This is a genomic window from Paenibacillus pabuli NBRC 13638 (assembly GCF_001514495.1).
GTDB lineage: Bacteria > Bacillota > Bacilli > Paenibacillales > Paenibacillaceae > Paenibacillus > Paenibacillus pabuli.
On record NZ_BCNM01000035.1, the window covers coordinates 19,584 to 40,356 of the forward strand.

General features: G+C 47.9%; 17 protein-coding genes and 1 riboswitch. Of the genes, 11 read left to right on the plus strand and 6 right to left on the minus strand.

Annotated elements, in window-relative coordinates; genetic code table 11:
- Window positions 1-18: 18 nt before the first annotated feature.
- From PPA03S_RS30410 to PPA03S_RS30420, 3 genes are all read right to left on the minus strand, one after another.
- Window positions 19-489, minus strand: a complete 471-nt coding sequence (locus PPA03S_RS30410; RefSeq protein ID WP_062329631.1) for a C40 family peptidase — start codon at window positions 487-489, stop codon at window positions 19-21.
- Window positions 490-492: 3 nt separating this feature from the next.
- Window positions 493-630: riboswitch (cyclic di-AMP (ydaO/yuaA leader) on the minus strand.
- Between the two features lie 251 nt (window positions 631-881).
- The gene (locus tag PPA03S_RS30415; RefSeq protein WP_062329633.1) at window positions 882-1,724 is read right to left on the minus strand and encodes a hypothetical protein; all 843 of its coding nucleotides are present in this window, start codon (window positions 1,722-1,724) and stop codon (window positions 882-884) included.
- A gap of 10 nt (window positions 1,725-1,734) precedes the next feature.
- Window positions 1,735-3,726 carry a M1 family metallopeptidase gene (locus PPA03S_RS30420; RefSeq protein WP_062329635.1) on the minus strand — a complete coding sequence of 664 codons (1,992 nt, stop codon included), beginning with the start codon at window positions 3,724-3,726 and terminating at the stop codon, window positions 1,735-1,737.
- Between the two features lie 100 nt (window positions 3,727-3,826).
- Here PPA03S_RS30420 and PPA03S_RS30425 point away from each other — a divergent pair, with 100 nt between their 5' ends.
- Window positions 3,827-4,330: a YwhD family protein gene (locus tag PPA03S_RS30425; RefSeq protein WP_062329637.1), complete on the plus strand. Its 504-nt coding sequence runs from the start codon at window positions 3,827-3,829 to the stop codon at window positions 4,328-4,330.
- Window positions 4,331-4,504: 174 nt separating this feature from the next.
- Here the strand turns inward: PPA03S_RS30425 and PPA03S_RS30430 are convergent, their stop codons facing one another.
- Window positions 4,505-6,565 (minus strand): transglycosylase domain-containing protein, encoded by a 2,061-nt coding sequence (locus tag PPA03S_RS30430; RefSeq protein WP_167666124.1) that lies wholly within the window; start codon window positions 6,563-6,565, stop codon window positions 4,505-4,507.
- A gap of 432 nt (window positions 6,566-6,997) precedes the next feature.
- Here PPA03S_RS30430 and speE point away from each other — a divergent pair, with 432 nt between their 5' ends.
- Both speE and speB read left to right on the plus strand, forming a co-directional pair.
- The gene (gene speE, locus PPA03S_RS30435) at window positions 6,998-7,825 is read left to right on the plus strand and encodes a polyamine aminopropyltransferase (protein ID WP_062329641.1); all 828 of its coding nucleotides are present in this window, start codon (window positions 6,998-7,000) and stop codon (window positions 7,823-7,825) included.
- Between the two features lie 14 nt (window positions 7,826-7,839).
- Window positions 7,840-8,709, plus strand: coding sequence for an agmatinase (gene speB, locus PPA03S_RS30440; RefSeq protein ID WP_062329643.1), 870 nt, complete (start codon window positions 7,840-7,842; stop codon window positions 8,707-8,709).
- Window positions 8,710-9,131: 422 nt separating this feature from the next.
- On the opposite strand, the gene PPA03S_RS34310 is transcribed toward speB, so the two are convergent.
- Window positions 9,132-9,263: a hypothetical protein gene (locus PPA03S_RS34310; RefSeq protein WP_281189101.1), complete on the minus strand. Its 132-nt coding sequence runs from the start codon at window positions 9,261-9,263 to the stop codon at window positions 9,132-9,134.
- Between the two features lie 620 nt (window positions 9,264-9,883).
- Here PPA03S_RS34310 and PPA03S_RS30450 point away from each other — a divergent pair.
- From PPA03S_RS30450 to argS, 5 genes are all read left to right on the plus strand, one after another.
- On the plus strand, window positions 9,884-11,071 hold the full coding sequence (locus tag PPA03S_RS30450) for a WD40/YVTN/BNR-like repeat-containing protein (protein WP_062329648.1): 1,188 nt from the start codon (window positions 9,884-9,886) through the stop codon (window positions 11,069-11,071).
- 217 nt (window positions 11,072-11,288) lie between these two features.
- A complete protein-coding gene (locus PPA03S_RS30455) occupies window positions 11,289-12,770 on the plus strand; it encodes an alpha-N-arabinofuranosidase (RefSeq protein ID WP_062329650.1) in 1,482 nt (493 codons plus the stop codon).
- 4 nt (window positions 12,771-12,774) lie between these two features.
- Window positions 12,775-13,068 carry a DUF6171 family protein gene (locus PPA03S_RS30460; protein WP_062329652.1) on the plus strand — a complete coding sequence of 98 codons (294 nt, stop codon included), beginning with the start codon at window positions 12,775-12,777 and terminating at the stop codon, window positions 13,066-13,068.
- Window positions 13,069-13,332: 264 nt separating this feature from the next.
- Complete coding sequence (locus PPA03S_RS30465) at window positions 13,333-13,758, plus strand: YwiB family protein (RefSeq protein WP_062329654.1); 426 nt, start codon at window positions 13,333-13,335, stop codon at window positions 13,756-13,758.
- A complete protein-coding gene (gene argS / locus PPA03S_RS30470) occupies window positions 13,755-15,434 on the plus strand; it encodes an arginine--tRNA ligase (RefSeq protein WP_062329656.1) in 1,680 nt (559 codons plus the stop codon). The genes PPA03S_RS30465 and argS overlap by 4 nt, the downstream gene beginning before the upstream one ends.
- 244 nt (window positions 15,435-15,678) lie before the next feature.
- Here the strand turns inward: argS and PPA03S_RS30475 are convergent, their stop codons facing one another.
- Window positions 15,679-16,833, minus strand: a complete 1,155-nt coding sequence (locus PPA03S_RS30475) for a S8 family peptidase (protein ID WP_062329658.1) — start codon at window positions 16,831-16,833, stop codon at window positions 15,679-15,681.
- Between the two features lie 457 nt (window positions 16,834-17,290).
- On the opposite strand from PPA03S_RS30475, the gene rpoE reads away from it, so the two are divergent.
- The 3 genes from rpoE to PPA03S_RS30495 all read left to right on the plus strand — a co-directional run bounded on the left by rpoE (window position 17,291) and on the right by PPA03S_RS30495 (window position 20,562).
- The gene (gene rpoE / locus PPA03S_RS30485) at window positions 17,291-17,863 is read left to right on the plus strand and encodes a DNA-directed RNA polymerase subunit delta (RefSeq protein WP_062329662.1); all 573 of its coding nucleotides are present in this window, start codon (window positions 17,291-17,293) and stop codon (window positions 17,861-17,863) included.
- Between the two features lie 488 nt (window positions 17,864-18,351).
- Window positions 18,352-19,956 carry a CTP synthase gene (pyrG, locus tag PPA03S_RS30490; RefSeq protein ID WP_062329664.1) on the plus strand — a complete coding sequence of 535 codons (1,605 nt, stop codon included), beginning with the start codon at window positions 18,352-18,354 and terminating at the stop codon, window positions 19,954-19,956.
- A gap of 219 nt (window positions 19,957-20,175) precedes the next feature.
- Window positions 20,176-20,562, plus strand: a complete 387-nt coding sequence (locus PPA03S_RS30495) for a response regulator (protein ID WP_062329666.1) — start codon at window positions 20,176-20,178, stop codon at window positions 20,560-20,562.
- Window positions 20,563-20,773 lie beyond the last annotated feature (211 nt).

A 20,773-nucleotide genomic window follows, 5' to 3' on the forward strand; every position in this document is an offset into this window, starting at 1 on the left:
ACGTTGCTCAGCTTGTCCCTAGTCGATGGCCAATGTCTCATATGCGTCCGTGCTCATAATGCGTTTAGCGCCAACATAGCGGTTAGCCCAGTAGCTTTCACTTAATTCGCTGATTGTAACTCCTTTGGAAGAAGAGGAGTGTGCAAACTTTCCATCCCCTACAAAGATCCCTACGTGCGAGACTCCTTTACCCGTTGTATTGAAGAATACCAGATCACCTGGTCTCATTTCCATACGGGATACCGAATCGCCCATGTCGAATTGTGAACTCGATTGGCGAGCCAGATCAATACCCAGCTTGTCGAATACATAACTTGTGAACCCGGAGCAGTCAAAGCCGTTAAGCGTTGTTCCTCCGCTTTTGTATGTAGTTCCCATTGCTGAATCAATGACTTGGTCCATTTTTGAATCTGCGAATGCGCTGCCCGCTCCAAGCGATAATGCGAATGTAAGGCTGAGGACAGCTGCCGTTAATTTCTTTTTAAACAAGAGATATACCCCTTCCAATGCCTGCGAGGTTAGCTTAAGGATTCGGTTGAAGGTCCCCTATGATCCCTCTGTTGCAAGATCAATTCACCCATAACTGGTTCCCCCGCTTCCCAGGTGCTAGGAATTTGGCTATGCTAGTTATGCACCTGTAAAATCAAGAAATGACGATTAAATTTTAAGTAGTTACAAATATGAATGTAAAGATTACAAAGTTGTTACTAAAAACTCACTGCGATTATTGTAACAGAGGTATATCAATTTGGCAACGTTTAGCAATAAATTTAGCAAAAAAACCTCGACCTTTGACGGGGAAAGGTCGAGGTTTGCTTATGCAGCAGCATTTGGCGAACGCAGCTTTACATAGAGAGGTTAACCATTTTAACTGTTCATACTTAACCTTTGACCGTCTTGGACTGCCATAATCGGAAGTGTGCACATATTTTCCATAGACTCAGCAGACACCTGGCGAGTGGATACGTCTGTTGTAGGATAAGACCGGTTAAGCCGGTTACTAACCATGAGGCTGAAGTAAAGGCACCAAAGACCAGCAGATGGAGTCCGCCCAGAAGAATTGCGATCCCGCTTAGAGCGATGACATGACGTAGTGCTATCCATACAGCATGTAACGTGCCGCGGACGCCCCCCTCCTCGTCAGGAGCTGAGATACCAAACTGCATGTAGAGCAGGGCATAATGGATAACCCACCCGTATACAATCCAGCCAGCCACGTAGGGAATGCCGGGCAAGAGCAGATGTAATGAATGAAAGCCGTCCATAAAAATGGAGTAGAGCTTGGGTACAAGCCAGTAGGCAGGCAGCAGCAATAATATGGTACGAATGGTGTAGAGCAGCAGCATCGGTTTCCAAAGATGTTTAATTCCGCGAATGAATGGAATGCGTTCTTCTGAATGTTTAAAATGCTGGAGCGAATAGAGCAGCCCTGCCTGAATGAGAGGGCTAATCAGCATCCGCAGCAGCAGCATAGCCCCCAGAATCCATAAATAGCGATGAACCTCCGGACTCGTTGACAGGCTAAGCTGACTCTCCATTTTGAATAACATCGTACTTAACTCTCCGGCATCAGGCTCCGGATAACGCAGGAGCAAAGGCACCACAGCCGACTGTACCATTTGATAGAGGAAGTACCCCCATATTAATTGATAGATAAATAAGAGAGCTGCAATGAACATATGTTGACGGACGAGAAACCAGCCTTCACGTATTTTTGCTTTCACTGTATCCACCTCACCATGACAGACTTCCGAATATGGCCTCTATAAGTTTGGTTGCGCTCATGCTCCAGCGGGATTTGGTTGGCTCATCCAGTCCGGCCTTCAGAAAATTGTTCATATGCCGATTCTCCAGCACAATCGTGTACAGCGGATCAGTCATAGCCCAGGACACGGGGAAAGAATAGGTTAGTTTATAAGTAATGCGCTTGTCGCTGCCATCCCATTCCTTCGTCATAATCTTCCCATCCTCGAACACGATTCGAACAGGTACCTTTGTATAGTCACTGCCTTTTTTCTGCAACGTAACGGAAGACTCATACAACGTTTGACCGTCTTTCGAGACGGGGTTCACTGTAATCTTCTCTACTGCAAAATCTGCCATACCGTCTCCGTACACATACTGATTAAAATAGTCGGTCCAGGATGTACGCGTCACTTGTTCCACGATCTTTTGGAAATCAGAAGAGGTAGGGTGTGTGAAGCGATACTTCTTCACATAGGCCGAGAGAATGCGTTCCATTGTTTTTGCACCAACCTGCTGTTCAATCCCGAGCAATACAAGCTTGCCCCGTGTGTACACATTGGCTGCGTAATGATTCTGGGAATCAAACTTCCAAGCCTCCTGTGTTAGTGAAGCTGGAGAGGTGATGAGACCTGATTGCACAGGCAGATTAGGGATAAGTCCGTATTCCTGTTCCATCAGTTTGTCTTCTGCGTAAGAGGTGAATCCTTCGTCCAGCCAAGCCTCTTCAAATTCATTGCTGGCAACCATGCCGTAAAAATACTGATGCGCAATCTCGTGCACGACCGTGCGTTCCAGATCGTAACCAGGAGCAGAATCATCTGCGCCGAAGGCGGTAACCAGCGTGGGGTATTCCATGCCGCCTGCACCATTCCCCGATTTTGGCGGCACCACGATGGAAAGGGTGGAGTACGGATAAGGGCCAAACCACTTGCTGTAATTGGATAGCGCTGCTTTGGCTGCGTAGAAGTACCGTTTCTTCAAATCCTGGTGAGCGGGGTCGAGGTACAGCTTGATCCGTACACCTGGCACATTGGGAGCAGAGAAAGGCTCTTCTGCATACACAAAATCAGGAGAAGCTGACCATGCAAAGTCGTGTACATCATCGGCATAGAACTGATAGATTTTCTCCCCATTCTTCACAACTGCTTGCTGGGTTGGAAATCCTGTAGCAGCCACTTTGTATGTTTCCGGTACCCGGATACGTACACTATAGATGCCAAAATCAGAGTAGAACTCCGAATTGCCGTGATACTGGTGCAAGTTCCAGCCTTCGGCCGTCCGTCCTCGGGTGCCTGCTGGCTCATATACACTAAGTTTGGGGAACCATTGACCTGCCATCACAAAATTGTCCGCCGTCCCCATACGGGCAAAGATTTTCGGCAGCTTGACCTCAAATCGGGTGTGGAGCGTGATGCCTTCGCCGCCTTTGACAGGTTTGGGCAGCCGTACCTTAATGAGCGTAGTATCCTTTATATTTCCGTCATCCGGTTGCACATACTGCATTCGGTGCAAGAGAGAGAGCCCGTCCTCTGTTTTCATATCTGTAATGTTCATGGAGCCATAACCGTTCGTAGGCATAATATCGCCGCGAAGTTTCCCGCCAGATTCCTTCATAAAAGTAGTGTCGGCAGAAGAGAACGCATTGGGATACATGTGAAAATAAAGCTCGCTGACGGTTTTCTTTCCAGGATGTGTCCAGGTTAATGTCTGGGTGCCTTGTAGCACATTCCCGTCCACCAGCTTCACGTCCATGTGATACTCCACTACACGATTGCTGAATACCTCGGCGGTCGGGGTCTGTACGCTTTCTGGAGGTGTCTGGTTCTTGACGGGCACCGGGGGCTTGCCCGATTCCGGTGCGAGCGTAGGCAATTCGGATGGATTGGAGCGTGTGGAACCCAGAGTGAGCCATATTCCTCCGGTAAGTACACATAGGGCTATAATTGCGGTGAGCCAGCTCTTGGCGCGTCGTGGAATCATCGATAAATACCTCCCGTTGACAAGCATCTACAGCATGTATATGTTTGCAATGGGACGATTATTAGTTAAAATATTTGTATCAACTCTTGGAGGCTATAAAATGGACCAAAACGAGCAAAACGGCAAAAAACAGATTGCCTTGAATATCGTTAGTGCAAAGAGCAAGCACAAAGGATTCGGTGCAGGCTCCATTGATTTGAACAACCTGTCCCCAGTTATTATTGATAACGGCGAAGCGAAGATTGATGTCGGCGCGATGCACGCGAAGAGCAAGGTGGAGCGTGGCATCAAGTTTTCAACCAATCGTGAAGATGTACCTAACGGACGTCAGGTATGGCTGGTGTGGGTCGCTGTGGATCGTACAGAGCAGGGACAGCTGTATGGCGGGGCAACTGCATGTGAGATGTGGATCGATACAGAAGCGCGTCGTGGATGGAAACTGCTGGCGGATCATGTGAATCGAATGGATTATGCGATGAAGCGCCGTTTCATGTTGGATGAACTTGGCCCTGAAGATCGCGCGGCACTCAAGAAATTGCTGATTACCCATAATGAAGAATGGTGGAACGCTTCCCCTGATGAGTTGAAGGAAGCACTCGCCTAATTTTTTGATCATTACGAACAAAGCCCCGTAACCGAGCGAATCGGTTCGGGGCTTTTGTTATGTGGCGATTCAGGCAGTAAAGTGAATACAGGAGTGGATCATGATATATGAAGGGAAAGGCTGAAACCAAAGGTGCAGACGCAACTACATCATTACGCATTTGCGTCATTTGGGTTATTCCACCCACCAACGTTTGAAATCCTTCCACCATGAATGCTTCTCTTCCTGTATTCCTTGCTGGTTTTGCACTTCGAGACTGTCTTTATTATTCTCTGAACCCGAATCATCCGAAGCGCTGCGACAGACCTCGGTCGGTTCAGTCCCGTCGATAAAAACCTCCAACCGTTTCTCGGCGCAGCCATTACCGGCCAGTTTACCGGACTCGGGATCGATATACACACTGACCACGTTATCAGGTACATTGAAAATTTTCGGTGGAACACTTGCGAGCGCCTTTTCTGTGAACTGAGCAAACATCGGTGCTGCTCGACGTCCATCCGAAGTGGAAATGGCTTTACCCTGGTCATAGCCGACCCAGACCGCCGTTGAGAGCTCTGGGGTGAAGCCGACCAGCCAAGCGTCTGTATTCGTTGTTCCGGTTTTGCCGGCAACAGGTCGTTTAATGGCGGCAGAGACGCGATTACCCGTACCACCATTTTCGAACACACTCTCCATTAAACGTGTTAATACATAGGCGGCAGCGGGTTCTACAACCGTCTCGGCCTTGGTCTGTGGTGCTTCATAGAGGATACGCCCTGCGGCATCCGTCACCTGCAGGATAGCCAGAGGCGGTGTGCGCTTCCCGCCAGCAGCAATGACAGAAAAGGCTGAAGCCATTTCCAATGGACTGACTGGCGAGGTGCCGAGTGCAAGAGAGGGAACCGCACTCAGGTTGCTCGTAATCCCCAGACTTTGGGCCATATCTACCACCTGTTCAGGTCCAATTTGCATAATTGTATTGACCGCATAGATGTTGTCCGAAGCAGCAATTGCTTGCCTCAGGTCAATCTCACCCAGATATTTGTCCCCGAAGTTGCCGGGTTTATAGGTCTTTCGATCATTGTCATAATGAAACAGGGTTGGTTCGCTTTTAAACATGGATGCACTGGTAAGCTGTTTGGATTCCAGAGCAGCCAGATACATGATCGGCTTGAAGGCAGACCCGGGCTGGCGTGTAGTCGCGAGTACATGGTTAATCTGATTGGTGCGATAATTTTTGCCGCCCACCATCGCCTTGATATATCCTGTTCGAGGATCGATGGACACGAGGGCGGTTTCCAGCTCACTTTTGGCATCCATACCTTTGGCTACGGCGTCTTCGGCTGCTTTTTGCACACGCAGATCCAAAGTGGTGTATATATTCAATCCGCCATGATCCAGCATTGCTTCACTGATACCCAATTCCTTGATGGCCAGACTCCGGATATAGTCTCTGAAATAGGGGGCACTTTCCACGGTTTTACGCTCGCTTTCCGGTTTGAACGAGAGCATTTCACCATAAGCCTTGTCTGCTTCGGTTTGCGTAATCTTGCCGATTTCAACCATCGCATTTAATACGACCTTTTGCCGATCCTTGGCGTTCTTCATATGGTTATATGGAGAATAGTAGGTTGGGCCCTTTGGAATGCCTGCAAGCATGGCACTTTCGGCAAGCGTCAACTGTTTGGCTGATTTGCCAAAATACATCCGCGAGGCTGCTTCAATCCCGTAGGCGCCATGACCGTAATAAATTTCATTCAGATACATCTGCAGAATTTCATCCTTGTTGTATTTCATCTCCAATTGTGCCGTATACATGGCTTCCTTGGCTTTGCGAGTCCATGTCTTTTCATGGGACAAATACAAGTTACGTGCAAGCTGTTGGGTCAGTGTACTTGCGCCCTGAGACATCTGCATATGTTCCAGGTTAACGAGCACAGCCCGTCCCATTCCTCGGATGTCGAAGCCGACATGATCATAGAATTTGCGGTCCTCTACAGCTAGTGTGGCGTTGACCAAATCAGGTGAGATATCTCCCAGCTGCACGGGTACCGAGTCTTTGCCGCCTGCCGAGAAAGTGGCAATGACTTCGCCCTGGCTGTCCAGCAGCCTGGAATTGCGATCAGAGTCGGCCAGCGGCAGGCTGGTGGCGTATAGATAGACCAATCCTGCTGCCATGGCGATCAGGCCAAGAATAGCGAGCAGAGTGAGGCTTTTAATGATTTTTCGTATACGGAACCCGCGTCTGCGGGTCATTTGGCGTGGTTGGGTCATGGGACGGGCTCCTTTCTTATCTTTCCAGTATGGGAATTCAATGACACGGATATTCAATCCGCCCGTTTAACGGTTTAAAATATAGCTTTTTTGCAGAAAAAACCGTTTTGCAGTATAAACGTCAATCGCGTATAATGCAAAAGGGTAATGAAAAGGTACAGTTCGGTACAATATATCAAAAGGCAAGCAAAGATGAACGGTACCCATTGTCAATGATTTGTTGATCCGTCAGTCATAATGCTCGCTGTGGTCAATTTAATCTATAAACTGAAGTGGAACGCGGACCTTTCCCGCAGCCAGCAACCATAACGCTATATGGCGCCGAACGCTGGACGTGCTTGGGCGAATCGGCAGCGCAGAGCGCTTTGTCCGGATACGGCTGATCATTAACTTTACGGAAAGAAGGTAGAGATTATGGAATTGTGGTTTACGGAGAAACAGACCCCGGTATTCGGGATCACCGCGAAAATTAAACAGACGTATGTAAGCGAGAAGACTGAATTCCAAGATTTGGCTATGGTAGAAACCGAAGAGTTCGGCAACATGCTACTGCTTGACGGCATGGTGATGACTACGGTGAAGGATGAATTTGTTTATCACGAAATGGCGGCTCACCCTGCATTGAATACACACCCGAATCCAAAAAAGGTTCTGGTTGTGGGTGGTGGTGACGGCGGAGTGATCCGTGAAGTCATCAAGCACGCTGCTGTAGAAAAAGCGGTCCTCGTCGAAATCGACGGAAAAGTGATTGAATACTCCAAAAAATATTTGCCTGAAATCGCCGGTAAATTGGACGAGCCTAACGTTGAAGTGCTTGTTAATGACGGCTACATGCATATTATAGAACATAAAAATGAATACGATGTAATCATCGTTGACTCTACAGAACCTGTAGGCCCTGCTGCTCCGCTGTTCGAGCGCGGTTTCTACCAAGGTATCTATGAGGCGCTGAAAGAAGACGGAATCTTTGTTGCTCAAACGGACAACCCTTGGTTCAAAGCGGATCTGATTCAACAAGTAAACAAAGATGTAAAAGAAATCTTCCCGATTGTACATGTGTACGGTTGTAATATTCCTACGTACCCTAGTGGTTTGTGGACATTTACATTAGGCAGCAAAAAATATAATCCGCTTGAAGTGGACGAGACGCAGATTCCAGAGATGGATACGAAATACTACTCTCCACGTTTACACAAAGCAGCATTCGTTCTTCCTAAATTCGTGGAAGATCTGACGAAATAAGGAGGACTAACTTAATGAAACTAGATCAAGCTTATTCAGGTAACGTGTTTATTTGCAGTTCAGAGGATTATGAGAATTCCAAAGCGGTCATTTACGGTATGCCAATGGATTACACTGTCAGCTTCCGCCCGGGTTCCCGTTTTGGTCCTTCCCATATCCGTCAGGCATCGGTTGGACTTGAGGAGTACAGCCCTTATCTGGACAAAAGCATTGTGGATATGACGTACTTTGACGCTGGAGATCTGCTTTTGCCTTTCGGTAATGCAGGGCGCAGTCTTGAAGTCATCGGAGAATATATCGGTGGCCTGTTGGCGGACGGCAAATTCCCGATTGGTCTCGGTGGGGAACACCTTGTCACTTGGCCTGTCATTCAGCAAATGTACAAAAAATATCCGGATCTTATTCTGATTCATATCGATGCACATGCGGACCTTCGTGAAAACTATGAAGGGGAGCCTTTGTCCCACTCAACGCCAGTACGTAAAGCAGCTGAATTGATGGGCGGCAAAAATATTTATCAGTTTGGCATTCGTTCCGGTTCCCGGGAAGAGTTCCAATTTGGACGGGAGAACATCAACTTCTATCCGTTTGAAGTGGCGGCTCCAATGAAGGAAGCTCTTCCGAAAATGGGTAACCGTCCAGTATACGTGACCATTGATATTGATGTGCTTGATCCGTCTGCGGCTCCGGGTACAGGAACAGCAGAAGCGGGCGGTATTACGTCCAAGGAACTGCTTGAAGCCATTCATATGATCGCAGGATCCGATGTAAATGTGGTCGGTTGTGACCTGGTCGAAGTGGCCCCTATTTACGATCCTACGGAACAGACACAAATCGTGGCTGCGAAGATGATCCGTGAAATGCTGCTTGGATTCGTGAAGTAATAGCAAAATAACAGCGTCCTCTGTCTGCGCCAGGTTGAAGCCTGCGTAGGAGAGGGCGTTTTTCATTGTCAGCATTTCTCTGTGTGTCCTCAACTACTCCTGTTTGGGGAATGGTCCGAATGGTTGAGCCGAAACTATTCTCCCTAGCGGGATAACGAATAGTTAAATTAAATTAAGTTAATTTAACTTAATTTAACTTCTGACGGAGCTGTGTTATACTGACTACATAAGTATTCAGTAGTATATTAATTGATATATTACATTCGTGAAGTATATGGTGATCGGGTTCGACCATATACTAAAAAAGAGCCTTTACCGCGCCAACGGTAAAGACTCTTAGGACCCGAAAGGCTGTGGACTGCCACGGCGTGCATGAATTAAATATTGCTATTCAAGCGAAACCCACCGTCAGGCTTCCGACCTTATGAGGTGGGTTTTCGCTTGCTGCGAAACTTCTTGCGCAACCAACGGTAAAGCTTTCGGATACTCAGCACTAGACTGAGGATCGCAGCAATCCATCGGATTACATCAAGCAACGCCACAAGTTTGACCATCGACGTCACCCCCTTTCGGGAAGCTGCGCCGTGATCAAGAAAACATCCACCTTTATTCAAGGTCCATGAAATCAATTATAGCACGTATGTTCCCGTCTCTCTACCATTTGTTGTATGTATGATTCCGCCCACGCATTAAGCAAAAACACATATTTGGGATGACTCTATCTTAATATTTATATATAATATGGAAATAGAGGAAGGGAGTTATGTTATGCATGCAATCCGGGCTCAACTGAGTATGTATCCCAAAGGGTTTATAGCGGTACTTATGATATTTACCATCAATCTTATATTAACAATGACTGTGTTCCTCAATTTAACGCTGATACTGGTTAATCTCGCCATGCTATATGTTGCTTTTAGCGTCAGAGCACTTAAATACAATAAGTTGTATTTTGCCCTGTGCCTTGTTTTAAGTATCACTTTTGTGATCATTGCTTTCAAGACATATCCCATTTAAATCAGCTCGTAGTAAGATTAATCATGAACCATTCATGCCCATGAGATAAAAAAGTGGGTGTGAGTGGTTTTTTTATTGCAATAATGTCATACGCGATAAACAAATTGTTACGTTAAATCCTGCAAAATAGGGTAAAAACATAGAAGGAGGTGTCACAATGACAACAAAGAGCAGAATGACATGGAAACGGATTGGCGCACTCGCAATATCGGTAACGCTGGTTTGGGGACTGGGCCCGGTACATACATTACCTGGAGCTAACGCTGCATCCTCCTCAACGTGTGGAAGTGGAGATCATGGATTAACGGCTGCGTTGAAAAAGGGCAGCGGCGTGGAAGAACAGCGACTTCAATTTACGGATATCGACTTTCTAAACAATACAACTGGACGGGCTGCGGGTGAGGGATTCCTCATTGGCACATCGAACTCAGGCTGCACTTGGCAGTCCATTTATACAGGTCAATGGCAGTTCACTCAACTTGATTTTCCGAATAATGTGAATGGATATGCATTGGCACGGATGAAGGAGTCCCCAACGACGTATCTCATTCGCTCAACGGATGGTGGAGCGCATTGGACACGGATGGATACGAAGGGCATACAATTTAAACGAATTGATTTTCGTAATAGAAGCGAAGGCTTTGGATACACCTATAATGGAGCTTATTTGACGAAGGATGGCGGTTCAACTTGGAGCCGAATTCCCACACCAGCCAATACACGCGGAGCTGTATTCACGACAGAGAAACAAGGTTATGCCATTGTAGTGGCCCCTGGCTCGGGGTACCGAATCATGCAGACAGGTAACGGCGGTAAAAACTGGACGCAATCGCTGAAGGTAGCCTCAACCACCTGGAGCGGTGGAGACTTATACGCGAGCGGTAACCAGGTATGGGCTCTTTTGTATGGTGATGCAGGGATGTCTCAGCAGTCGTATTCACTCTACGCGAGCGGGAATGAAGGCAAGAGTTGGAGACAGGTATTCGCTCAATCCACAGCAGGGGGCGGCCCGGCTCCGGGTGCAATCAGCACAGGAAACGGTAAAGGTCCGGCAGACCCGGGAGGGCACCCGGGGAACATGGAGCTAATCGGCAATCAGACGGCCTATCTCTCTGCTGGATCACCTGCAGCAGGCAAAGTGGGGATTGGGCGTTCCTATGATGCAGGTTCCACGTGGAAAAATATCGATTTGAAAGATTCGGGTTACAGCTCCCGCATCTCCTTCCCTTCTGCCAAAACGGGTTGGCTCGTGGTAACGAGTGATAACTCGCCAGCCATTTATGAGACGACAGATGGTGGGTCCACATGGAAGCAGAAAATATTGTTACCCACTGAAAACGAGTAAGTGGCGCCATATCATGGAATAATTTCAAGGTAATTTCAAGCTGGAATTGTATAAAACTTAACTTGTTAGGCTTGATGAGGTTACCACAAATAAACAAGTCTTTTCCGGGCGAATGAAGTCGGAAAGGGCTTGTTTGTGCTGGAATAAAAACGGTTGAATCCTGTTCGGAAACACGTTATTGTAAGCGATAACAATACATTAATTGGAGGTTGAAATTATGGTTGAGGTTATTTTAAAGGCTGATTCGGATCAAGGATTAATAAATCGCAATATATATGGTCACTTTTCTGAGCACTTGGGGCGCTGTATCTATGAAGGGTTGTGGGTAGGAGAGGATTCACCTATTCCGAATACGGAGGGCATCCGTAACGATGTGCTGACTGCGCTGCAAAAGCTTCATGTACCGGTGCTTCGCTGGCCTGGCGGTTGTTTTGCCGATGAATATCACTGGAAAGATGGCGTAGGGCCAAAAAGTGAACGTGCCCGGATGATTAATACACACTGGGGCGGCGTGGAAGAAAATAATCATTTTGGTACCCATGAATTTCTTAGATTATGTCAGTTGCTCGATACACAACCCTATATTAGTGGCAATCTGGGCAGCGGCACCGTGCAGGAGATGCAGGAATGGGTAGAGTACATGACCTTTGACGGCGAATCTCCAATGGCGAACTGGCGCAAAAGCAACGGACAGGAAGAGCCGTGGAAGCTGAAATATTTTGGCGTCGGGAATGAGAACTGGGGTTGCGGCGGGAATATGCGTCCAGAATACTATGCGGATGAATATCGTCGTTACGCCACCTATGTGCGCAATTACTCCGGTAATCAAATTTACAAAATTGCGTGTGGTCCAAACAGCGATGATTATCGCTGGACGGAAGTTTTAATGCGTGAGGCGGGCCGTTTTATGGACGGAATCAGTCTTCATTACTACACCATTCCAACAGGAGATTGGGCGGATAAAGGACAAGCCACAGGGTTTGGGGAAGCCGAGTGGTTTACAACCTTGAAGAAGACGCTCTTTATGGAAGAACTAATTGTAAAACACTCCGAGATTATGGATCAATATGATCCCGAAGGTCGAGTCGGTATCATCGTGGATGAGTGGGGAACATGGTATAACGTTGAACCGGGAACAAACCCTGGTTTCCTGTACCAGCAAAATACGATGAGGGACGCTGTGCTTGCAGCAGTTAACTTGGACATTTTCAACAAATACAATAAAAGAGTACAGATGGCTAACCTGGCACAGATCGTGAATGTACTCCAGTCCCTTGTACTGACGGAGGGTGAGAAGATGCTCCTGACGCCTACGTACCATGTCTTTGATATGTATCAAGTCCATATGGATGCGCAGCGCTTAGAACTGAACTACGAAAGTCCTGAATATACTTTTGGGGAAGAGAAGATTCCTCAACTCAGTTTGTCCGCTTCCCGCAACAAGGACGGAGTTATTCATGTGACAGCAAGCAATCTGAGCGCTACCGATGAACTGGAAGTTGTAATTCAGCTTGAGTCAGCGAAAGCCACCGGTGTATCGGGAACCATTTTGCATCACGCTGATTTCGGGGCGTACAATACGTTCGAACAGCCGGAGCAGGTAAAACCCGCTACCTGGGAAGATCTCAAGCTGGAGAATCATACACTGCGGTTTGTCCTTCCACCCGCATCGGTTGGGGCCCTCGCTATAGAGGGGTAAGACGATGAAATCATCCTTAATTGGAGGTCATGTCGAACGGCAGGCACCTTGCAAAGGGTGTGAGGATCAGTACGATGTGAAGATCAGTGAAGCCAAAATGGCCCGGCTGGTGGAGCTGGCTTCACACTCGCGTCCGGCTGTCCAGGATGCCGAATATGAACGGCGTTTATCCATCTGTTCCGATTGTCCAGGATTACAATACGGTACGACCTGCCGCTATTGCGGCTGTCTCGTACAGGTGCGGGCCAAACTGGCAGACTCGGCTTGTCCGTATCCTTATGAGTCACGTTGGACCTAATTCAGGACGTATTTCTTTATTAATGAAGGAAGGTGGAGCTGCACTTTACAGGTGTGGCTCTGCTTTTTTTGGCGTTGCCTGGTAAAAACTCTGAATTTGGATTTGAATTGAGCGGGTGAACTGGATATAGTTATACAGTAGAGTGTAGGATAGCGAGCTATCCGGAATATGAGCGCGTATAGCGACACAACAACACAGGAAGGGCTGTTCTCACCGGCCGTGCCTGATTTTGCGTCGCCTCGAATATAATGGAGGTTAACATTCATGTCGAACATGCGACCGGTTCAGATCCGGCTGCACAGCCGTTATGAAGGTGAAGATGTACTGCAGGAAATGCTGGGTGAAGCCGTATTGAAAGGATCTGTGCTCTATGTTCGCTATGAGGAGCCACAGGCTGGACCAGAGGGCGGCATTACCCGAACAACATTGAAGCTGGGCGGACAATCCATCAAGATTATACGTCACGGCGAGGTAGAATCGGAGCAAACGTTTGAATTACATCGCAAGCTCCCTGGTTTTTACCGTTCGCCGTATATGTCGTTTGCCTTGTCCACGCATACACAGGAGCTGGAACTTTCCATTCAGGGATTAAGCGCACGCGCAGCGTGGAGTTACGACTTTTACCGCTTTGACGAGGAATCCGGACATTTCGAGATTAGTTTGCATATACAGGAGGAACCAATTTCATGACACGTAATCCACTAGATACCATTAACGAACGGGTAAGTACAGCCATCAGCAATGCCATTGTAGCTGCTGGCATTGTTGCGCAGGAGGATCTGCCGACCATTACCCTTGAAGTGCCACGCGAGAAAACACACGGCGATTTGGCGACCAATGCGGCTATGCAACTGACCAAGATGGCGAAACGTAATCCACGGCAGATCGCGGAAGAGATTATTGCCAATCTCAACCTGTCTGAAGCCGGGATCGAGAAAGCGGAGATTGCCGGACCGGGATTCATTAACTTTAAGCTGGACAAGAGTTATCTCTACCCTGTGCTGGGGCTTGTACATGAGCAGGGTGAGAATTATGGAAGAATCAATGTGGGTGAAGGACGCAAAGTCGAGATGGAGTTTGTCAGTGCCAACCCGACGGGCAGTTTGCATCTGGGCCATGCGCGTGGAGCGGCTGTGGGTGATGCCCTTTGCAATATCCTCGACTACGCGGGATATGATGTAACCCGTGAATACTACATTAATGATGCCGGTAACCAGGTGTTTAACCTGGCTCGTTCCATTGAGGCACGTTATTTGCAAGAGCTGGGTCAAGATGCAGAGATGCCGGAAGATGGCTACCATGGTGAAGATATCAAAGGATTTGCCAAGGAACTCGTGGCCGAGAAGGGTGATTCCTTGCTGTCCATGCATCCGGGTGACCGCGCGGCTTATTTCCGCGACTTCGGTTTGGAGAAAGAACTCGACAAGATCAAACGTGACTTGAATCGCTTCCGTGTCAATTTCGACATTTGGTTCAGCGAAACTTCGCTGTATGATAACGGAGAAGTATTGCGTGTACTTGACGAATTGCGTGATCGTAACGAGATCTATGAGCAAGATGGCGCAACCTGGTTGAAGACCATGCAATATGGTGACGACAAAGAACGTGTTTTGATCAAAAATGACGGTACGTATACGTACCTCACACCGGATATCGCTTATCACCGGGACAAATATGCGCGTGGATACGACACGATGATTAACATCTGGGGAGCGGACCACCACGGCTATATTCCACGGATGAAAGCAGCCATGCAAGCATTGGGCAATGATCCGGAAAAATTGGTCGTGCTAATTGCGCAAATGGTAAGCCTGTTCCAGAACGGTGAGAAAGTGAAGATGTCCAAGCGTACCGGCAAAGCGGTAACGATGGAAGATCTGATGGACGAAGTGGGCATCGATGCCATTCGTTACTTCTTCACCATGCGCAGCATGGACTCTCATCTGGACTTCGACATGGACCTTGCCATTTCAACGTCCAATGAAAACCCGGTATTCTATGTACAATACGCCCATGCTCGGGTATGCAGTGTATATCGTCAGGCAGAAGAACAAGGTGTTGAGCTGTTGCCGCTGTCACAGATCGACCTATCGAAGCTGACAACGGAGCATGAATATGATCTTCTTCGCAAAATGGGTGAACTGCCTGAAGAAATCGCGACTGCTGCTACGGGATATGCCCCTCATCGTATTGTTCGTTATGTATATGAGCTGGCATCCCTGTTCCACAGTTACTATCGTGCAGAGCGCGTTATTACGGAAGACGCGGGACAAACCCAGGCACGTCTAGCGCTGATCGGTGCTGTACGCACCGTCATCGCAACAGCGCTTCGTTTGGTGGGCGTATCTGCACCGGACAAAATGTAACTCAAGCCCCGGCGGTGCTTCACCGCCCTGGCTTAGGGCAAAAAGTCTCCACGCATCACGTTGGCACAATGCAACGTGGGCATGGAGACTTTTTGCTGTGCCCGCGGCCCAGAACCACATGGCCCCGAGGCACTCAAAGCCAGCGCTGCCTGCCGCAGAGGCAACCGCCGTAAGCCTCACATCACACAGCAGTGCTGTGCCTGTGAGGCTTCGCGGTACGGCTCCCTTCTTGCAGGCAGCGCAATCACCCTCCGCCCTCCTGCATCAGCTTGAGGGCGTCAATCTCGCCACCGCGTATTTTGCTCTTCGCGGTGGTTGTCTTGCGTGCGCGCAGCGGAACGGTCGAGCGCTTCACGAGCGTTTTGATCTCGGCAGGTGTCAGGCCGGGATGCTTCGCAAGCAGGAGTGCTATGGCGCCACTGACGTGCGATGTTGCCATGGAAGTACCGCTCATCTCATGGTGCTTGCCCTGCACCCAAGAGGAGACGATCTTGTCACCGGGTGCATAGACATCCACATATGAACCACGATTACTGAAGGATGCAATTCGGCGATTTTTGTCGGTTGCACCGACAGATATCGTCTGGGGATACCTTGCAGGGTAATCGATGCTGCGGCGTTTTCCGTCATTTCCTGACGAAGCGACAATGACAATCCCGGCCTGATAGGCGCGATTAACAACATCAAGCAATGCTTTGCTTCGTGTTTTCATGCCAAAGCTCATATTGATAATATCGACCCGGTTGCGAACACACCAGTCGATACCAAGTACGATGTCTGACACATAGGCCGAACCGTTATGGTCAAATGCCTTTACCGGATAGATTAGGGAGCGAGGAGCTACACCAATCATGCCTGCGGTACTATTCGCTGCAGCAATAGTGCCGGCAATATGTGTGCCGTGACCGTTATCATCATGGGGAAGCATACTGCGGTTTAACAGATTGATCCCGCGTGCCAGCGAGTAGCGAAGATCCGGATGTTGATAATCCGCACCTGTGTCAATGACGCCGATCTTTATCCGGTGTCCTGTAGAGACGGACCACACTTTGGGAGCACGAATCTGCTTCACGCCCCAGGGCACGCCCTGAACGCTGCTCGGTTTACTGTGAAGTGCTGTGCCATGGAGGGAGATGGCGGTATCTTCTTCTACCGTGATATCATCGCTGTAGCGATAAAGTTCCTCTGGATTATGCACCGGGGCAATAATGGAACGGGTCAGTCGGGAGGAGCGTACCGTACCGAGATCCGTAAATTCATTCCTCATCCGCGACAGTTCCAAGAGGCAGGCTTCATATTGCTTCGGTTTGGCGAACCGGATCAGGTGCCGCCGCCCCTGTTCTGGTTCGGGACGTTGCATTCCTTCAACCAATTGATGTAGAAAACCAGTATAGTCCATAATGGGCAGCCCCCTTCGGGATGAACATGCTGAGGTATTCTATGAATGCGTTCATCCCGCCGCATGGGGAACTTGCCCTTTTTTTACAAAAACACGTTCCATTCGTGTCAAAACGGGCGCAGGGACATATGATGGATAGAGGGCTAGAGGGCTCTTGCGGGGACCCTGGTGAGGAGCAATCCTTCAAGGGTATACAGTCAGAAGGCGGAGGGGACTCCGTCTTTTTTATTTGATGATGTTTTTTGCGCAAACACGATACCCGGAGTTAGACGTCCCTTACCGGTCGATATATTGCTCGGCAAAAGCCTCTTCTTGGAATTATGAGATATCCGTACATAAAAACTTGCTTTTTAACGCTAAATAGGTTTTACTTAGGTTTGTTAATGGATATGTTATACGTAACGTTCCAGTTCGTAGGGATATAAAGTGAATTATGTGTGAGAGGAAGTGTCTGTCAGTGAGTACCTCGCTCAATTTGAAAATTGATAAAGAAAAGGTTAGAGAGATTCCTTTGGTGGACCTCGCCTTTATGGTGCTGAAAGCGGCCAATACGCCGTATTACTACCGTGATTTGATGAATGAGGTAGCGAAGCAGCGCGGAATGACTGATGAAGAAATCAACGAGTTTATCGCCCAGCTATATACCGAGATTAATATCGATGGCCGCTTTGCTTGCGTCGGTACAAGTCTGTGGGGTCTGAAACGCTGGTATCCAGTGGCTGGTTCGGAAGACACCATGACGGGTGCGAAGCGTCCGCGCATCATTAACGACGAAGACGATGATCTGGAAGATGAGGACTTCGGCGAAGAGGAAGATAGCTATAACAGCGACGAAGACTTCGATAATTCGGATGATGATCAGGACGAAGATGATGATGACGATGATGATGACGAAGACGACATCTTTGATGAAGAAGACAGCGAAGAAGAAGTGCTGGTTGAAGATGACGATCTGGAAGATGAAGACCTCGAGGAAGACGAAGAAGAGTCCGAAACCGAGGATGAATTTGACGACGATTCCGATAAGTAACCGTCATTTTTGATGTCGATATTTTACCCGTTTTCCCCGGATAGTCAGCCTTGACAGCAGACGGGGTAACGGGTAAACTATTGCATGGGCTTATGAATGAGCGACAAAATATTTATGTTTTTTATAAAAAGTGCCCCGTCCTGCGGGAGTACTTTTTTTGTATTTTTAGAGGCAGAATTTTGCAAAAAGATTTGAATTCCGTATGCTCCCGGCCAACAATCCGTGGTCTATTTTTGTATATTCAAAACACCAATGGGCCGATCCAATGTACTATTTCGGGACAGGCTCGGAAGTTGGCTTTCGGAAGGTTTGCACCATTCTATGCTGTAGAACAACGTTGTTTACAAACGGTCTTCGCATGAAAGAGCAGTTTGCAGAGCAGGGAATTTCTGCCATTGCTCTTTTTAACGATGATTACCTGGGAAACGGGTTACGATAATACCATATATCGCCTGAATTTCTGTACTTATATTAGGAGGGTAATAACAGTGACAAAGTATATTTTCGTGACAGGCGGAGTTGTGTCCTCACTGGGCAAAGGGATTACGGCTGCTTCGCTGGGCAGGCTGCTGAAAAACAGAGGGTTGAAGGTAACCATTCAGAAATTTGATCCATACATCAATATCGACCCGGGAACAATGAGTCCTTATCAGCATGGTGAGGTATTTGTAACGGATGATGGCGCGGAAACGGATCTTGACCTTGGCCACTACGAACGTTTTATTGACATCAACCTCTCCAAAAACAGCAACGTCACGACTGGTAAAGTATACTCCTCCGTCATCAGCAAAGAGCGGCGCGGGGAATATCTGGGCGGAACAGTACAAGTGATTCCACATATCACGAACGAGATCAAAGAGCGCGTATTCCGCGCAGGACGTGAAGCGGGTTCAGATGTTGTGATTACGGAGATTGGTGGTACAGTAGGTGACATCGAGAGCTTGCCTTTCCTGGAAGCGATTCGTCAAATCAAGAGTGATGTAGGTCGTGACAATGTCATGTACATCCATGTAACACTGATTCCTTACATCAAGGCTGCCGGTGAAGTGAAAACCAAACCGACTCAGCACAGCGTGAAGGAATTGCGCAGTATCGGAATTCAGCCAAACGTCATTGTATGCCGTACTGAGTATGAGCTGTCCAAAGACATGAAGGCCAAAATCGCACTTTTCTGCGATATTGATGAGAATGCCGTGGTTGAATGCCGTGATGCGGATACATTGTACCAAGTGCCTCTGAACTTGCGTGAGGAAGGCTTGGATGAGATTGTGGTAAACCACCTGAAGCTGACTACTCCTGCACCGGATATGAGCGAGTGGGAAGGGCTGGTTGACCGTATTAACAAACTGGAGCATACAGTGGAAATTGCCATTGTTGGTAAATATGTAGCTCTGCATGATGCTTATTTGAGTGTTGTTGAGTCCCTGTCTCATGCAGGATTTGCATCCAATGCCGATGTGAAGATCCGCTGGATTCACTCCGAAGATATCACCGACGAGAATGTGGGCGATCTGCTGCATGGCGTAGGCGGAATCCTCGTGCCAGGCGGATTTGGGGATCGGGGTATTGAAGGTAAAGTATCCGCGATTCGTTATGCTCGTGAGAAACAAATTCCGTTCTTCGGTATTTGCCTGGGGATGCAGGTTTCTGTTATCGAGTATGCACGTTCCATCGTTGGCTTGACTGGGGCGAACAGCTCCGAGATCAATCCCGCTACGGAGTTCCCGGTCATCGATCTGCTGCCTGAACAAAAAGATATCGAAAACCTCGGCGGTACAATGCGTCTGGGTCTGTATCCTTGCAAGCTGCAAGAGGGTTCTCTGGCGATGGCTTGTTATGATGATGAATTGGTATATGAGAGACATCGTCACCGGTACGAGTTCAATAATGAATACCGTGAAGCGATTGAGAAAGCGGGTCTGGTTATCTCGGGTACATCCCCGGATGGTCGTCTGGTTGAGATCGTGGAACTTCCGGGACACCCATGGTTCCTGGCCGTTCAATTCCATCCGGAATTTACTTCCCGTCCGAACCGCCCACAGCCGTTGTTCCGTGAGTTTGTGAAAGCTTCTCTGGAGAACGCGAAAAAATAATTAGTAATTATGAAAATGGACCATTGGATGTTCCTGGCAACTGAAAAGTTGCTGGGGCATCCTTTTTTTATTACATAACAATTGCCGAAAATGGTTTCCGGCATTTTGGAATCAAAGCAGGATTTTAATGGGAGAGGTAGAATACTTATCATGACGACTATGGGATAGTTATCCAGATTCGGTGACGTACATGCTTTCCTAATTCTAGGAGGTTAATCAGTGGAAAACAAAAAAGTATTGATTGTTGATGACCAGAATGGTATTCGAATCCTGTTAATGGAAGTGTTCAGTAGTGAAGGATATAACACATTCCAAGCAGCTAATGGGAAAATCGCCTTGGAAATTGTAAATAGTGACAAACCCGATCTCGTGCTGCTCGACATGAAGATTCCAGGAATGGATGGCCTGGAAATTCTCAAGCATATTAAGGAAATTGATCCGGATATCAAAGTCATCATGATGACGGCTTATGGAGAACTGGACATGATCAAGGAAGCTACGGATCTTGGGGCGCTCATGCATTTCACGAAACCGTTTGATATTGATGAGATGCGAGTGGCAGTCAATATGCAGCTTCGAAACGATGCGCAGAATAAGTGCAGCTGAATCCTGTAGATACAGGATTTTTTTGCGTTTGGGATTCCGGGAGCTTACTCGTGTGCGCAAAGGGTATTGCAGCCAGGCTACCGGGGAATATTGGAAATGCGGACGTCATCATGCGGTGTCTATGAAAACTGTGCTGCAAAGCACAGCATTTTTGCAAATGCTTGTTTAGTATTTGACATGGGATGTGGTATAATAAGCCCGTATGTGATTT

Coding starts and splice junctions, on each gene's coding strand:
- PPA03S_RS30420 (WP_062329635.1), bottom strand. CDS start 3,726: ATGATTCCACGACGCGCCAAGAGCTGGCTCACCGCAATTATAGCCCTA.
- PPA03S_RS30425 (WP_062329637.1), top strand. CDS start 3,827: ATGGACCAAAACGAGCAAAACGGCAAAAAACAGATTGCCTTGAATATC.
- PPA03S_RS30430 (WP_167666124.1), bottom strand. CDS start 6,565: ATGACCCGCAGACGCGGGTTCCGTATACGAAAAATCATTAAAAGCCTC.
- speE (WP_062329641.1), top strand. CDS start 6,998: ATGGAATTGTGGTTTACGGAGAAACAGACCCCGGTATTCGGGATCACC.
- speB (WP_062329643.1), top strand. CDS start 7,840: ATGAAACTAGATCAAGCTTATTCAGGTAACGTGTTTATTTGCAGTTCA.
- PPA03S_RS34310 (WP_281189101.1), bottom strand. CDS start 9,263: ATGGTCAAACTTGTGGCGTTGCTTGATGTAATCCGATGGATTGCTGCG.
- PPA03S_RS30450 (WP_062329648.1), top strand. CDS start 9,884: ATGACAACAAAGAGCAGAATGACATGGAAACGGATTGGCGCACTCGCA.
- PPA03S_RS30455 (WP_062329650.1), top strand. CDS start 11,289: ATGGTTGAGGTTATTTTAAAGGCTGATTCGGATCAAGGATTAATAAAT.
- PPA03S_RS30460 (WP_062329652.1), top strand. CDS start 12,775: ATGAAATCATCCTTAATTGGAGGTCATGTCGAACGGCAGGCACCTTGC.
- PPA03S_RS30465 (WP_062329654.1), top strand. CDS start 13,333: ATGTCGAACATGCGACCGGTTCAGATCCGGCTGCACAGCCGTTATGAA.
- argS (WP_062329656.1), top strand. CDS start 13,755: ATGACACGTAATCCACTAGATACCATTAACGAACGGGTAAGTACAGCC.
- PPA03S_RS30475 (WP_062329658.1), bottom strand. CDS start 16,833: ATGGACTATACTGGTTTTCTACATCAATTGGTTGAAGGAATGCAACGT.